Below are 15,568 nucleotides of genomic sequence, written 5' to 3'. Positions count from 1 at the left end.
ATTTAATTGAAGATGAACAAGTTCAATTATTTTTGACGTCGCGCCCGGTTGGGTCGGCATTACCTTTGTAAGTGGTATCTTTTTTAGCGGAGTCGCTGCTCATCGTTTCAGCAGGTTTTCCTGTTCCGGCTTTTGCAGATGTATCACTGGTGCCGCCTAAAGTAGCGTTCTCGCGCCCTTTGCAAGCACCAATCAAATTGGTAATTACTAACAATGCAATGAGGTATTTGAAAATTTTCATAATGGCCTTGTTTATTTATAGTTTAAAATATTAACGTAATAGAAAACTAAATGTTTTAGCTAAAAGCAAACAGCCGGCCTACTTTCGTAGCCGGCTGCCTCATTACTATGTGCCTGGGTGTTAAACTATTTAATTTCAAAAACTGCCTGGATCTGGAAGCTCAATTTTATCTTTTTAAAGTCGATGTCTGATTCAGGTGCAGGCGCAGCATCAGCATTCATCGCCTTAGACATAAACATTACGTTACGCGGCGATGGGAAACTGCTGTTATCATTCTCGGTAATATTGATAGCACCACCCAGTTTATCACCTAACCCGGCCACTAAAAACGCTGCCTTATCCCGGGCCGCTAACAATGCTTTCAGCTTCAGGTCGTTCTTTAATGAATTGATTTTTGAGTAATCATAGCTGTCTATGTTAGTCGACTGGATGCCCTTAGCATCGATCTTGCTCAGGATCTGGTCAAACTTGTTCAGATCGCGAAACTTGATGCCATATTGTTTGCTGGCCAAAAAGTCGGGGTTCTTTTTCTTTTCGGTAGCGTAATTCCATGACGAGACACTGTTCACCGTAAAGTCTTCTTTAGCAATACCGGCTTCGGCTATCGCCTTTTCTAACTGGCTCTCTAAAGTACTGATGGTTACCTTGTTCTTGCCATTCAGGTATTCCTTTAGGGAAATTGATACGTTGATAATATCGGGTGTAACCTCTTGCTCGGCAATGCCGGTTACTTCAATTTTACGGCGCAGATCAACATTCTGGGCTAATGCACCAATGGTAGATACGGCTAAAGCGGCTATTAAGAATAATTTTTTCATAGTATTAAAATATATGTAAGTATAGATAAGGTTACGTGCCGATAGTTTAATGTGAAACAGCAGCAAAATATAATGGTGTAACGACAGATACGCGCTGCGGTTTTTAATAAGTTGATAATAAGGGCAAAGGGCTAACTATTAGCCGGATAATATTTTTTAATAAATAAATCAATGATCGATTTATCATTTCGCCGCTGGTGGCACGGCAACGACAAAGTAAGGTTAAGTTGCGCAGCTTAAAACTACATCATTAAGTTCTGAAAACCCGGCATTATCCCGTAACTTGTTAATATTCAATAAAATGTTAACAAATAAATGACGTGGTTTTAACGTTTATAAAATAGTTAATCGCTTATTTTTATAGACCTATAAAACAGGTCAGATAAAATTAACCCAAAAACAATTTTTATGACCTGGAGAAAATTTAGCGGTGAGGTGATCCAAACACCCATCTTAGAAGAAGTAGAGGCTGCCATTGAACGGGAAACCAACCTGGGCAATAAATTAAAAGTTTGTATCGGTACAGATTCGCAGGTGAAAGGTTCCGTTACTGATTTTGCTACCGTAATTGTTTTTATCCGCGAGCAGCGGGGCGCGTTCATGTTTATTCACCAGGAGCGTACTTCGCAAAAAATGAGCATCAAGGAACGCATGCTTACCGAAGTGCAAAAATCAATCGATATCGCTTACAAACTTTGCGACCTGCTTGACCTTTACGATGTGGGCCTTGAAGTTCACGCCGACATTAACACCAACCCCATGTTTAAAAGCAACCAGGCCCTGCACGAAGCTATGGGTTACATTATGAGTATGGGCTTTGTATTCAAAGCTAAGCCCGAAGCTTTTGCCAGCTCGTGTTGTGCTAATAAAATGGTGCAATAGTTTGGTGGGTTGTGAGTGGCGAATGGTGAGTTATTGTTTCAATATACTGGTTATTAATTTAATATGCCCACTATGAAACCGCAACATGTTTAATCCGTTACTATAGTGTGAAAACATACGCATTAAAGTTAAAGCAAAATATACCGATTAGTTTAGATGAGGCCTGGGATTTCTTTTCTTCGCCGCTCAACCTGGCAAAGATCACCCCACCCGAAATGAAATTTGTGGTAACATCAGATTATACGGATAACACCGTCATGTATCCGGGGATGATCATCACCTACAAAATTACGCCGCTGTTTGGCATCAAAATGAGTTGGATGACCGAGATAACCCACGTGGAGGATCACAAATATTTTGTGGACGAGCAGCGTTTTGGGCCGTATGCATTGTGGCACCATCAGCATCACTTTAAAGAAATTCCCGGCGGGGTTGAAATGACCGACCTACTGCATTATGCTATCGGATATGGAGTAATAGGACAAATAGGCAATGCTGTACTTGTTGGCAAACAGGTAAAAAAGATCTTTGATTACCGCGTTAAAGCAGTTGACAAGTTATTTGGCAACTACGAGGCAAAATAAAACCTGCAATTAAAATTGCAGGTTCACTACAAAATTCATTTGCACCGACCCCACTATATTATTGCCGGATGCAACTATCCAGGGGCCGTACAAAATATCGAAGTTCTCTTTTATGTTATCAGCTAAATGAAATAGGGTGCGTTCGTCAATATTGATGCGCTCCCCATTGTTTGAAAATGTGTTAAACTGATAATCCATACCGGTTTTATAAGGCAGATACGGTTTTTTTATACGTGAAACAGTGATATCGCCAAATGCACCGTTAGCCAGGATCTTATAAGTAGTAAAGTAGGTTTGTGTTATGGTAGTAAACCAAACATCCTGCGGAATTTCAATGTTCTGGCCAAAATATTCCTTGCTCTTGCGATACCCCCCCAGCGGCCGCACACCATCTATAGGCACATCAATCACCTCGCGGTAATAGTAACCCTTATCCATGTAGGCGCTTTTAAATTTGATCTCATCGTCGCTAAAACGCAGTGCCTCGCGGTTGTTTACTAACTCTTTTTTAGCGTCAAAATCATATTTTTCTATCAATTTACCCTTGTCATAATATTCCCAGATACCTTTAGGTACATTATCAACATAGCTACCTTTTTTTACTATCCGGTTGTCGCTATCATAAAAGGCCCACGCGCCAATTTTAAGCCCGGTGCGGTAGGCACCTGTAACCCTTGGCTTACCATCCGGGAATGTCAGTGAAACAGCCCCATCGAGCAGGCCGCTTTTGTAACCCACTTTCTTAACAACGTGGCCTTCTACATCCATGCTGGCCCATAAACCTGTTTTTAGCCCATCATCATAATTGCCTGCTTCTACCACATGCCCGTCATAAATACGCTCAAACTTTCCGTTAAAAACGCCTGCGTCGTTAACATAAGCGTTTTCAACAGTTTTGCAATATCTAAAAACCTTGCGGGCAGGCTTATCAAAGGGAATGAATGATAAGCTTAAAAAACCAACAATTACTATCGAATAAAATTTCATCTCAATATTTTTAATTAACAAGCCTAAATTGTTCGCCCAGCCAAACGTTCTGCAGCATGTAGTAATCGAATGCCACCTCGTGTGTTAATTCAGGCGAAGTAAACCATTCCTTACTTTTTGACCCAAACTGGTTAAACATTGAAAAACTGCATCGCGGCGGGCAATATTTATCCAGCAGGCCTATCCCCATTATAACCGGGCATTTTACCATCTGGGCAAAATTTTGCGGGTCGTAATAATCCATAACAGAAAAGATCTTTTCCCAGGTCATATTTGGATGCTTGTCTAAATAGCGGTTAAAAAATTTAATAGGGAATTCAGGGGTATCGTACTTTAAACCAATTTCCTTATCCAGCCGGAAGTTAGCATATAACGGCACCTGTATTGCCAAACCTTTAAAACGCTTGTCCATAGCTGCGGTAATAACGGCAAGGGTGCCGCCCTGGCTACTGCCTTCAACAAATATTTTTGATGTATCTAACCCTAACTCCGGGTGGCTAAACAAAAAATCAGCGCCGCGCAGGCAATCCAGGTATACGCCTTTATAAATGGTTGAATCCTTATGTTCTATACCGGCAGTAGCGTAATCATCTGTACCCAAATTGATCACATCCTGGCTATTACCGTTACCGCGCACGTTAAGGTTAAAGGTAATAAAGTGGTTGGTATCAAAATTTGGATTTAACCCTACAACATATCCCGGCAAACGGTAATGAACAGGCTGCTTGTAACTTTCCTTCGGTACCACCAGCCAACCGCGTATTATTAAATTGCGGTATGACCGCATTTCTACCAGGTAAACTTTACGGTTATTGTCTGATAGCTCCTTTTGAAGGGTAACCTTATAATCGGGCTTTATAGTGCTCAATTCTTTTCGGGCTTTGGCCCAAAAGGCATCAAAATCTGCCGGTTTTGATAGCGGCGATTTCAACTTCTCCGGGTCGACCCCAAAAGTACGCCTTACGGTATCATCATATTCAGTCAAATTAAACCTAAAATCGATATTATAAAAACCTGCTTTTTGTTTTGGCACCTTAACCGATATTGTTTTTACACTATTTTTACCGATGCTAAACTTCTCTCGTTTTTCATATACCTGCACACCCAGATCGTTACGAACGCGATATGAAAAATCACCATCCTGTGGTATCTGGTACAGATTGTTTACTTTCAGCTTGTAATCAACATCACCATTATCACTAAAAATGGCGTTCTTTTTTCCGGGTATTGTTTTGATTACCACCTCACCTACCGGCAATGTTGAGCCTTCCTTTTCATCATCCTGGGCCAGTGCACCTGTTGTAACGCCAGCAGAAAACGATAATGCAAGTACTATATATAACAAAATTCTTTTCATTGAGATAATTACTATAAGTGGAAAATTGCGGATACGTTAGTTCCGTAACCTATTGCTGTATTACGGCCTGCTACTGTATAGTAGCCCCCCACAAACATGGATAACCGGCGATTAAACCGGTGGCCAAAGCTTAACGATGGCTTTATCAAAGAAAAATCTTTAATAGACGTAATGTTTTGGTTAAAGCTTTTGTTATCAGATACCGATTTAATGGCAACCGCATCAAGCGTTACCTGGTTTGATTTAGAGAGCAGGTAACCAAAAAATACATAGGCACCATATTGATTGGGGCCATCCTGGTTAAAATAACGCCTGTAGTAGATCTCGGTATTAAAATAAGCCCCCTTTATAAAATGCTTGGCAATGTTACCGCTAAATGAGATCTTGGCCTCTGACCCGTATGAGCCATAGCCTAAAGCAGATGAGGTGTTTTTATTACTATATAACGGTGCGATAGCAGAGAGCTGTGCTGATAAAAAACGCTCATAGTGGTTATTAAGAATGAGGTAGGATAAACCTGCTGTAAGGTCTGTAGCCCCGCTTGAGTTATTAGTGACTCCCCCGCTTCTATTGGTTTGATAAACAAACGGTACGCTAACTATCAGATCTAATCGCCGGCTTAAGCCCCGTGCAAAAAAAATGTTGAACCCATAAGAGTCAAAGCCCGATCCGGCTACACCATTTACCTTTTTGCCTTGCGTATCAAATGTGTTTTTAGCAGTGTAATAGTTAAATGACGGCACAACCAGGTTGCGGTACTTACCGATGGGCCAGCCCGCAAAAGTGCACAACGGCAGCACCATCATGACCAGTAAGAAATTATAACGTAGCGTTTTTTTCATATTTATATTTTAAGCGGCTGCATATCTCTACCCTATTTATGTGAACTGATCAAAAAGTTTGACTTACGAATATAATGATTAAGGGGTTCTTCGATTAACTTGAACAGTATGACAGATACAGCATTAAGGATAATGAACGCGTACAAAACGTTTAAGCCGTCGTACTGAAAAGGCGAGCTCCAATCAACCCCCCATTTGTCATAAAGGTTAAATACATCATCATTAAGCTTATTGAAACTGAAGTGCAAAAAATCATACATATAGCCTAAATGAATAAGATAAAAGATATAGGAGCTTTTACCCAGCAGCTCAACAAATTTGTTGGACAGTAGTTTTTTAAGCACCGTAGTTTCTGTAAGCAATCCATAAAAAAACAACGCTATAGAAGCAGCCAGCACATAATTGTTGGTTATAATGCCCCATGGATTATGTAACCCGGCTACCTCCCCTTTTGGGATAGGCAGTAAACTCATTATCCACACGCATACAAATATCAGCCCGAAACCCAGGTAGGTATACCTGGTTTTTGCCGCCCCGTTCAGCGTTTTATTTTTTACAATAAGTGCCAGTTGGATGCCCGCAAAAAATTCAAAACAGCGGCCCAAAAACGTGTATAGCATCATAAACGTAAAATTGCCAAAAAACCCGTACCAGTTCACATTTCTAAACATCAACACCAGCAATAGGCCTGCGCCGGTTATAATAAAGGGTTGTACGTAAAATTTTTTATAGCGTTGCGCAAAGTAAAACATGAACGGTGCCGAAAAGTAAAACAATTCCTCCACCGTTAGACTCCAGCCCTGGGCTATACCGGTAAACTTTAACTGGTCAAAAAACCCGCGCACAAAGGTTATATGCATTAAAAATAACCCTACAGGGCTGCCAAAGCCGTTGGTAATCTTTTGATCGCCGGTAAAGTAATAGCTGATAAATGCACCTGCAGTAAGCAAAAAATACATGGGGTAAATGCGCGCAACACGGTTTTTCAAATACTGGCGAAACCAATTGCCGGTTAACTTAAAGGTATCAAAATAACGGAAGGCAATTAAAAAGCCCGATAGTACAAAGAAAATAGTAACCCCGATATGGAACTCGTTAAGAAAACGTTGCACAGCATGGGGAAAGTTATCATCAAACCCATAGGCGTAATGTGATATAAAAACAAGGTATGCCGCAAGTGCGCGCACACCGGTTAGGGCCGGTATATAGTTCAATAAAGGTTTTTGAGCCAAAACGGTAATAGTAAATAAACAGTCTAAGTTAATTTATTACACAAAAGGATGCAAAAACCAAACCATTGTCCAAATCAGCATTTACAGGATTAAAGAATTTTCAGAAAAACACCCACTCCAATCACTAATTCACTAATTATAGTGCGCTTCCCTGCACAACGCCCCTGGTCAGTATCTGCTGATCGATATAATATTGGATCTCTGATTTTTTCAACCCCCAGTTTGGGGCAATAAGCAGCTCGCGGTCGCTTAGGCCAAACAGGCGCTGTATCACAATATCCTCGCGCACCAGTGGTAGCAACTCACATAAAAAGTCGGCATAATCGGGCAGGCTGAACAGTTTAAAGGGCTCGCGCTTATATTTAACACCCATTACACTCCCCTCCACAATATGCAGGTGATGGAATTTCACAAATTTGATCTGTGCGTGGCGGTTTATCTCGTCGGCATATTTCAGCATCATCTCTTTTGTCTCCCACGGGAAACCAAAAATGGTATGTACACAAACATCCAGTTTGGTATTTTCAGTAAGGGCAAGGGCACTTATCAGTTCCTCGTGCGTGCAGCCCCGGTTTATCTGGTTCAGCGTATCGTTGTAGATACTTTCCATCCCCATTTCAAGGTCAACGTCAAAACGATCGGTGTAGCTTTCTAAAAGGGCAATCTTTTCCGCGTCGATACAATCGGGCCGGGTGCCTACGCTCAGGCCCACAATATTTTCTGTATTAATACTCAGGGCTTCGTCATACAGCATCTTTAAATAATGCGCCGGGGCATAAGTATTGGTATTAGGCTGAAAGTATATAATAAACTTATCGGCTTTGTTACCTTTAATAGCGCGCTCCATCCCCTGCTCTACCTGCTCGCGCAGTGTCGGCGCATTGCGGCTAACCGATGGTGTAAACGAATCTACGTTACAATAGGTACAACCGCCATATCCTTTACTGCCGTCACGGTTGGGGCAGGTAAAGCCTCCATCTACAATTACCTTAAATACCCGATGGCCCTTGTACTTGTCTTTAAGCCAGGCGCCATAATTATTATAACCCTTATAACTTTGTAATTGCTTTTTATCTAAAATTATATCTTCCACCACTTGTATCGTTTGGCATTGCATTTGCGTAATGTTCACAAAGGTAAGGTTTTTTGAAATAACAGCCCTTTTGGGCAGCTTTTTTGCGGCCAATTTGTACGAGGGGGTGTAATCACCCTATAACTATGGGTTAAAATGCGTAGAAATACGTATTGCGAGATTTAAAAAAAAAACCAAACTTTGTAAACAAATTATTGTTATTACAATGCTCGCGTTGCGAGAATTACACATTTACTAAAGAAAGATAAAGAGATGGCGCTATTTTCTACTACCAATTTGAAAGATTTTGATGCTATAGGTGGCATCAAAAGGAACATTAAGTTAGGAGACAAGATCTACTCTGGAGAGGAGCAGGCCCTGACTGTTAAAAATATACTTAACAACAACAGGTTGTACGCAACACACCGTACTATCGATGTATCGGGCAAAAACGTACACGAATTTACCATTAAAATAAAACCAGAGGTTGTTATACCGGTGGTAAATATAGAGCGGTTGCTTAACCCGCACTACGAAATTGAATTAGCCTGTTAATTAATCAAAATTTAACTGTATACAAACCCTGCAAATTTCATTGCAGGGTTTTTTTATTTAATAGCACGCCGTTAAAATAGCACGCCGTTAAAACTAATTATCAAATCCCTGTCTTAAAAGAATTACAAGCGTACCTGCTTTTTTTGACAAGTATAACCCAGCCTTAAAAAATTATAATATTTTTATAGCTGATGCCGCTTCCATCCCTTAATAGAAAAATCAAACCTTACCAACTTGTTGCGTTAGTTTTTTTTACCGTATCTGGCGGCCCCTATGGTTTAGAGCCGTTGCTTACTTATGCAGGAGAGCATGCAGCCATCCTTGTATTATTGATAACACCATTGCTTTGGGATGTGCCCGCCATATTTACCGTATTGGAGTTAAATAGCATGATGCCCGTAACCGGTGGTTATTATGAGTGGGTAAGACATGCGTTAGGCACGCGCTGGGGGTTTTACGAAGGCTGGTGGACCTGGCTCTATACTTTTATCGACCTGGCCATTTATCCCGTATTATTTGTTGGTTACGCCGAATTTTTCTTTCCGGATATTGAGGCCTATCGCATCCCTATATGCATCACCATTGTGTGGTTGGCTGCAGGCCTAAATATATTGGGCATTGTTAAGGTAGGTAAGGTGAGTCTGTTTTTAGGCGCTGCGGTGTTATCGCCGCTTATTATCCTTTTTGTGATGAGCATATACAAACATGGTGGCATAACCGTTCCGCATCAAAGTTTACACGGTATACATTTTTCATCACTGGGGATGGCACTTTATACCGTAATGTGGAACTGCCTGGGTTGGGACAATGTTACCACTTACGCGCCCGAGGTGGAAAAACCGGTAAGGTCGTACCTTAAAGCCACGCTTATCGCATTTACAATAACCATAGTGGTATATTTTTTAGCCATTACGGTGGCCATCCAATCTGGTATTAACCACGGGCTTTTTAATGCAAATGGTTTCCCTGCGCTTGGCGTAATCACAAGCGGGAGATGGTTAGGCGCTATGCTGGCTGCTGGCGGTATGGCAAGTTCATTAGGCATTTATTCGGCGGTACTGCTTTCCGTATCACGCGTCCCCCAAGCCATGGCCGCCGACGGGCTTTTGCCCAAACGCGTCAACAAACTGCACAAGCGCTACAAAACGCCTTATGTATCTATCTTTATTTGTTCGGCCATTGTTAGTTTTATGGTGCTTTGGCCTTTCGATGCACTACTTATTATTGATGTTACCGTTTATGGCGCGGGCCTCTCGCTCGAGTATATTTCGCTTATTAAACTGCGCATCTCATCGCCAGGGGTAAAGCGGCCTTTTCGCATCCCTTTAAGCACGCCATGGCTGTGCGCAACAATGCTGTTGCCATTTGGGGTTTATTTTATTGCTTTATCTGCGGCATTTACGTCTACGCCAAAATCTATCCAGGCAGCTATATTCGCGGTGTGCACCCTGGCAACCGCCGAGGTGATGTGGCAATTACTTGCCTGGAAAAGGCCGCCCATCCGCAACAGTTAATTTATTGACAGTAAAACTGTTCCCCCTTTCAATAGTTATAGCAGGTACTAAAAGTTGCACTATTATGAGATCTATCTGGAAAGGCTCGCTCGGTTTCGGGCTGGTAAGTATACCTGTAAAACTGTATTCGGCAGTACAAACCACGTCGCTTGATTTTGATATGCTTGACGGGCGCGACCATGCCCGCATCCGTTTTCAGCGCGTTAACGAGAATACCCACAAAGAAGTACCGTATGATAAGATTGTAAAGGGTTACAAGCTTAACGACGATTATGTAATTATGGATGACGCCGACTTTGAAGCAGCCGCGCCCGAGAAAAGCAAAGTGGTAGAGATAGAAAGCTTTGTTGATATTGCCGATGTTAACCCCATGTTTTACGAAACATCTTACTATACTGAGCCGGATACTAAAAACAATAAGGCCTATGCACTGCTGCTGCAGGCACTCAAAAAGTCGGGAAAGGCCGGGCTGGCGCGATTTGTATTGCGCAGTAGCGAGAGCCTTTGTATTGTACACCCTGTTAATAACGTACTGGTGATAACCCGGATACGGTTTGGCCAGCAAATACGCGAAACAGACGATCTGAATATAAGCGATGATGTTAACGTAAGCAAAAAGGAACTGGAGGTGGGCCTAACGCTGATCAATCAGTATGCAGAAAAATTTGACGTATCAAAATTTAAAAATGAATATACAGATGAGTTGCTGAAGATCATCAAGGCAAAATCAAAGGGTAAGCGCGCTACCATCAAAAAGCTTAAACCGCAAAAAACAGCCAGTACAGATCTGTACGACCAATTGATGAAAAGCCTGAAGAAAGGCGCCTGAGAGCCCTTAACTCTTTTATTTGGTCGGTATTTACCGGCCTTTTTTATAATTAATTAATCCCCAACAGTCTTTATAATTAAAATATTAAATAAATAAGAAAAACCGAAAACTTATGGTTGTAAATAGTGTTATTATTTAACACATCTACTTAAAACAAAACAAATGGCAACAACTACTAAAGCGGCACCAAAGAAAGCTGCGCCTAAAACTAATGCAAAAGCAACCGAGACAACTACCCCAGTAGAAGAATCTGCGTTGAATGAATTATTTCTTGACGAATTGAAAGACATTTATTGGGCAGAAAAACACCTGTTAAAGGCCTTACCAAAAATGGCTAAGAATGCTACGTCTGACGAGTTGAAAAATGCTATCCAAACTCACATTACCGAAACAGAAGGCCAGATAACCCGCCTGGAAGATGCCTTCGCATCGATAGGCGAAAAAGCGGTTGCCGTAAAATGTGAAGCGATGGCGGGTTTACTAAAAGAAGCAGAAGAGATTATGTCTGAAACCGAAAAAGGCACCTTCACCCGTGATGCAGGTATTATATCTGCCGCGCAAAAAGTGGAGCATTATGAAATTGCGTCTTATGGCACCCTGCGCACCTTGGCCATGACATTAGGCTACACTAAGGCCGCTGAACTTTTGCAAGCCACGCTTGAAGAAGAAAAGAATTGCGATAGCCTGCTTACCCAAATTGCCGAAGCCGGCATTAACGAAGGCGGTAAAAGCGAAAAAGAATAACCGATAGGTTTTTTCAAAGTTGTGATAATGTAAGGCCGCCCTTTGTGAGGGGCGGTCTTTTTTGTTATTATTATGTTTAATGGGCTGCAACGTAAAAACGCATACTTAGCCTCTTTTAAAAAAATTGAAGTAAGAGAGTTGTCCATCAATTTATTAGCAGGGAAACGTGTAAATTTATAACGGGCGATTTAATTCGTTAGTCACTCAAAACCAATCTATAATGTTAAATTTACCGGACTAACCTAAGCCACATGAAACAAAAATTACTTTTCCCTTTCGTTATGGTTGCGCTGTTTTTTACCGCCTGCAAAAAAGATGCAGTTAATTACACAGAATTTGCCGGGACCGCCATTACCGCAACCGTAACTACCGTTGCTGTTAACTCCGCATATAATTATCAACCTGTAAAACAAGGCTCCTATTGGAAATACGCCTTCAGCGGCGCAACCGTTGATACTACTATTGCTACAATGCTTAATACCACCGCGGTTTTTAGCGCGCGGTCTTATTTTGTGGGTGTGAGTAAAGCAAGTTCGGAGCCAAAGGCCGGCAGCGTTTATTTTTATAATACCGGCGAAACCTATTCTGAACGCGACATCGACGCTGACAATGATACCACGGAGGTTATTTACCTAAAAGCCGATGTTGCGGTTGGCACCACATGGAATGCCGCGGAATATTTTGTTTCAAAAAAAGATATAGGAAGCAAGGTTACCGGTAAAATGGTTGAAAAAGGTATTACACGTACCGTTTTTAATAAAAAGTTTAATAATGTTATCCATACCAGTATACTGGTACAGGCTGCAAATGGCAGCGGCGGATTTACTGATGTTGGCAACTATGACTATTACATTGCCAAAGGAGTTGGGATAATTGAAGAAAGTGCAACGGTATTTGGCATTAAGGTTACCGGTAAATTATATGATTTTTCAATAAAATAGTACAGGGCGTATTTTTTTACCAACCAATTATTAAAACGCCCGGCTCAAATTAGCCAGGCGTTTTGTGTTGATTCGACTTTTTTATCCTTATTTAATTGACTTGCAGGAAAATATCTATAATTATTAATTTAATTAATTTGAAATTAATTTGTGGCAGGGTACTTGCATAACCCTTACCAAACAAAACATAATACTACCACTATGGAAACTACAGAAAAAGCAATTGAAGTTTTAAATGATCTGATTGAAATTAATAACGACCGTATAGATGGGTTTGACCGCGCATCTAAAGACTTAGATAACGTTGACGTAGATTTAAAAGCTGTATTTGCAAAATATGCGAGCGATAGCCGTAAAAATTCACAAGAATTAAGCCAGGCAGTTGGTGAAGCTGGCGGCGAAGTTGAAACCGGTAATACTGCATCAGGTACTATCCACCGCGCATGGTTAGATGTAAAAGCTACATTTAGCGGACATGATCGTAAAGCTATTTTAGAAGAATGCGAACGCGGCGAGGATGCTATTAAAAAAGCGTATCGTGAAGCCTTATCTGAGGATAACGGTTTATCTGCCCAGCACCGCGAACTTATTGCACAACAACAACAAGGCATTAATGAGGGCCACGATGCCATCAAAGCTTTAAGAGATAGCCAGTTGTAATCGTAATATTTAACAATAAAAGCCGCTCTGCTTAACTCAGAGCGGCTTTTCTCGTTTTTGGTTTATTTGTTAATCTTAATTTAAAATCCTTGATTAATTAAAAATCGTATATTTGTAATCGTTATAAATAACAATAAAAAATAAAACTCAATTTTGTGATTATACTAATTTTCTTTTTGGCGCATTGGTTTTTGTCGCTATTCTTCCAAACATTTTTCTTGCATCGTTACGCATCTCACAAGATGTTTACAACCAACAAATTCTTTGAGCGTACCTTCTATGTCATGACGTATGTTTTCCAGGGGTCATCCTTTTTAAACCCGCGTGCCTATGCTATTATGCATCGCGAGCACCATGCTTACAGTGATACCGAGAAAGACCCGCATTCTCCACACTTTTTTACAGATGTGTTCCAGATGATGTGGCACACCGTGTTAAGCTACCGCGATCATATCAAACGGTTAAAAGAACCTGAAGAACGTTTCAAGGGAAACTATCCGGAATGGAAGTTTTTAGATTACGTAGGCTCATCTATATTGTCGCGCTTAATATTTGGTGGTTTGTATATCGCTTTTTATGTAGCATTTGCTACCCAGTGGTGGATGTATTTATTGATTCCTATCCACTTTATGATGGGTCCTTTACATGGCGCCATTGTAAACTGGTGCGGCCATAAGTACGGTTACGCTAATTTTGACAACAACGATAAATCAAAAAACACCACCCCGTTTGACTTTTTGATGTTGGGCGAATTATTCCAAAACAATCACCACAAACGCCCTAACAATGCCAATTTTGGTGCAAAATGGTTTGAGATCGACCCTGTTTACCCGGTGATGAAATTAATGCACTGGGCGCGCATCATCAGGCTGCGCAAGGCGTATCTATAAACAGATAAAAATATAAGGAGGACGGCAAAAGGTGATAAACTTTTCGCCGTTTCTTTTTTGACAGATTTTATCCCCGGGCAATATCGTACCTTTTGTCATCAACCTTTTCCCTTTCCCCTCAATAACCCTATCTTTACGCCTCAATTATTCTATACATGAAAGTATCGGTATTAGCTCAAAATTTAAGCGGCTCTGAAATTATTAAGATAGCCGGCGAGATAAACGAATTAAAAAAACAAGGCCAGAATATTGCCAACCTCACCATTGGCGATTTCGATTCAAATATTTACCCTATCCCTGCTGAATTGAAGGATGGGATTATTGACGCCTATAACCATAACCAAACCAATTACCCCCCTGCAGATGGGATGCTGAGCCTGCGTGAAAGCGTGTCTGGCTTTTTGAGCAGCCGTATGGGCCTGCAGTATCCGTCAAATCAAATCCTGATTTCCGGCGGTTCGCGCCCGCTCATCTATTCGGCATATCTGGCCCTGGTTGATCCGGGCGACTGGGTGGTTTTCCCTACACCGTCATGGAATAATAATCACTATTGTGACCTTACCGGTGCTGAACCTATTTTGGTACAAACCCGGCCAGAAAATAATTTTATGCCCACTGCGGCAGAGATAGCACCGCATTTAAAGGGTGCTACCCTACTGGCCTTATGCTCGCCGCTTAACCCTACCGGTACCATGTTTAATAAGCAGGACCTGGAAGAAATTTGCGACCTGGTGATTGCCGAAAACAAAAGCCGCCCGGCAGATCAGAAACCGCTATACTTGTTGTACGATCAGATCTACTCGCAACTAACCTTTGGCGATCACAAACATTATGACCCGGTTACCCTGCGCCCCGAATTAAAGGACTATACCGTATTTGTTGACGGCGGATCTAAATGTTTTGCGGCTACCGGTGTACGCGTTGGCTGGGGCTTTGGCCCTGCCGGGATCATTAACAACATGAAAGCCATTGTTGGCCACATGGGTGCCTGGTCACCCAAAGCAGAGCAGGTTGCAATGGCTGATTACCTGAAGAACGAAACCTTTGTTGATACTTATCTGGAAAAACTGAAAGCCGACATCCGCGCCAGCCTGAGCACGCTGCACGAGGGTTTCCAGGCGTTAAAAGCTGATGGGTTCAGCGTTGATTCAATTGAACCGATGGGCGCGATTTACCTAACCATCAAAATAGATTATACCGGCAAAGCCACACCGGAAGGGCAGATATTAAAAAACAGTGCCGATGTAAACTTTTACCTGATCAAAGAGGCTAAGGTCGCTTTTGTGCCTTTTTCTGCCTTTGGCACCGGCGATGATGTGAATTGGTTCAGGGCATCTGTCGGCGCAAGCACGTTGGAAGATATCGAACAGATGATTCCGCGCATTCGCGAAGCGTTAAATAAATTGAAATAACAATATGG

At 41.6% G+C, this 15,568-nt stretch carries 17 protein-coding genes; 10 read left to right on the top strand and 7 right to left on the bottom strand.

The window, feature by feature from the left end:
• Positions 1 to 22: 22 nt before the first annotated feature.
• Both IDJ76_RS13545 and IDJ76_RS13540 read right to left on the bottom strand, forming a co-directional pair.
• Positions 23 to 241 carry a hypothetical protein gene (locus IDJ76_RS13545; RefSeq protein ID WP_191163869.1) on the bottom strand — a complete coding sequence of 73 codons (219 nt, stop codon included), beginning with the start codon at positions 239 to 241 and terminating at the stop codon, positions 23 to 25.
• Between the two features lie 125 nt (positions 242 to 366).
• Positions 367 to 1,059 (bottom strand): SIMPL domain-containing protein, encoded by a 693-nt coding sequence (locus IDJ76_RS13540; RefSeq protein WP_191163868.1) that lies wholly within the window; start codon positions 1,057 to 1,059, stop codon positions 367 to 369.
• Between the two features lie 408 nt (positions 1,060 to 1,467).
• On the opposite strand from IDJ76_RS13540, the gene IDJ76_RS13535 reads away from it, so the two are divergent.
• Together IDJ76_RS13535 and IDJ76_RS13530 are read left to right on the top strand one after the other, a co-directional pair.
• Complete coding sequence (locus tag IDJ76_RS13535; RefSeq protein WP_191163867.1) at positions 1,468 to 1,941, top strand: ribonuclease H-like YkuK family protein; 474 nt, start codon at positions 1,468 to 1,470, stop codon at positions 1,939 to 1,941.
• A 107-nt stretch (positions 1,942 to 2,048) separates the two neighbouring features.
• Positions 2,049 to 2,525: an SRPBCC family protein gene (locus IDJ76_RS13530; protein ID WP_191163866.1), complete on the top strand. Its 477-nt coding sequence runs from the start codon at positions 2,049 to 2,051 to the stop codon at positions 2,523 to 2,525.
• A 9-nt stretch (positions 2,526 to 2,534) separates the two neighbouring features.
• On the opposite strand, the gene IDJ76_RS13525 is transcribed toward IDJ76_RS13530, so the two are convergent.
• The 5 genes from IDJ76_RS13525 to IDJ76_RS13505 form a co-directional block, all read right to left on the bottom strand.
• A complete protein-coding gene (locus IDJ76_RS13525) occupies positions 2,535 to 3,512 on the bottom strand; it encodes a toxin-antitoxin system YwqK family antitoxin (protein WP_191163865.1) in 978 nt (325 codons plus the stop codon).
• A 10-nt stretch (positions 3,513 to 3,522) separates the two neighbouring features.
• Entirely contained in the window at positions 3,523 to 4,869 is a 1,347-nt protein-coding gene (locus IDJ76_RS13520; RefSeq protein ID WP_191163864.1) for an acetylxylan esterase, read from the bottom strand.
• An 11-nt stretch (positions 4,870 to 4,880) separates the two neighbouring features.
• Positions 4,881 to 5,711, bottom strand: a complete 831-nt coding sequence (locus IDJ76_RS13515) for a hypothetical protein (protein ID WP_191163863.1) — start codon at positions 5,709 to 5,711, stop codon at positions 4,881 to 4,883.
• A 32-nt stretch (positions 5,712 to 5,743) separates the two neighbouring features.
• Positions 5,744 to 6,943: an acyltransferase family protein gene (locus IDJ76_RS13510; RefSeq protein ID WP_191163862.1), complete on the bottom strand. Its 1,200-nt coding sequence runs from the start codon at positions 6,941 to 6,943 to the stop codon at positions 5,744 to 5,746.
• 136 nt (positions 6,944 to 7,079) lie between these two features.
• A complete protein-coding gene (locus tag IDJ76_RS13505) occupies positions 7,080 to 8,129 on the bottom strand; it encodes a TIGR01212 family radical SAM protein (protein ID WP_224746322.1) in 1,050 nt (349 codons plus the stop codon).
• 159 nt (positions 8,130 to 8,288) lie between these two features.
• Here IDJ76_RS13505 and IDJ76_RS13500 point away from each other — a divergent pair, with 159 nt between their 5' ends.
• From IDJ76_RS13500 to IDJ76_RS13465, 8 genes are all read left to right on the top strand, one after another.
• Entirely contained in the window at positions 8,289 to 8,570 is a 282-nt protein-coding gene (locus tag IDJ76_RS13500; protein WP_191163861.1) for a hypothetical protein, read from the top strand.
• Between the two features lie 191 nt (positions 8,571 to 8,761).
• Positions 8,762 to 10,084, top strand: a complete 1,323-nt coding sequence (locus IDJ76_RS13495; protein ID WP_191163860.1) for an APC family permease — start codon at positions 8,762 to 8,764, stop codon at positions 10,082 to 10,084.
• Between the two features lie 64 nt (positions 10,085 to 10,148).
• A complete protein-coding gene (gene ku, locus IDJ76_RS13490; RefSeq protein WP_191163859.1) occupies positions 10,149 to 10,913 on the top strand; it encodes a non-homologous end joining protein Ku in 765 nt (254 codons plus the stop codon).
• A 162-nt stretch (positions 10,914 to 11,075) separates the two neighbouring features.
• Positions 11,076 to 11,657 carry a YciE/YciF ferroxidase family protein gene (locus tag IDJ76_RS13485; RefSeq protein WP_191163858.1) on the top strand — a complete coding sequence of 194 codons (582 nt, stop codon included), beginning with the start codon at positions 11,076 to 11,078 and terminating at the stop codon, positions 11,655 to 11,657.
• A 251-nt stretch (positions 11,658 to 11,908) separates the two neighbouring features.
• Positions 11,909 to 12,598, top strand: a complete 690-nt coding sequence (locus IDJ76_RS13480; RefSeq protein ID WP_191163857.1) for a hypothetical protein — start codon at positions 11,909 to 11,911, stop codon at positions 12,596 to 12,598.
• Positions 12,599 to 12,799: 201 nt separating this feature from the next.
• Positions 12,800 to 13,258 carry a ferritin-like domain-containing protein gene (locus IDJ76_RS13475; protein ID WP_191163856.1) on the top strand — a complete coding sequence of 153 codons (459 nt, stop codon included), beginning with the start codon at positions 12,800 to 12,802 and terminating at the stop codon, positions 13,256 to 13,258.
• Between the two features lie 155 nt (positions 13,259 to 13,413).
• Positions 13,414 to 14,148 (top strand): acyl-CoA desaturase, encoded by a 735-nt coding sequence (locus IDJ76_RS13470; protein WP_191163855.1) that lies wholly within the window; start codon positions 13,414 to 13,416, stop codon positions 14,146 to 14,148.
• Positions 14,149 to 14,303: 155 nt separating this feature from the next.
• The gene (locus tag IDJ76_RS13465; RefSeq protein WP_191163854.1) at positions 14,304 to 15,560 is read left to right on the top strand and encodes a pyridoxal phosphate-dependent aminotransferase; all 1,257 of its coding nucleotides are present in this window, start codon (positions 14,304 to 14,306) and stop codon (positions 15,558 to 15,560) included.
• Positions 15,561 to 15,568: the final 8 nt, after the last annotated feature.

This window comes from Mucilaginibacter glaciei, assembly GCF_014773245.1.
GTDB lineage: Bacteria > Bacteroidota > Bacteroidia > Sphingobacteriales > Sphingobacteriaceae > Mucilaginibacter > Mucilaginibacter glaciei.
This window is presented reverse-complemented; position numbering and strand designations above follow the sequence as displayed.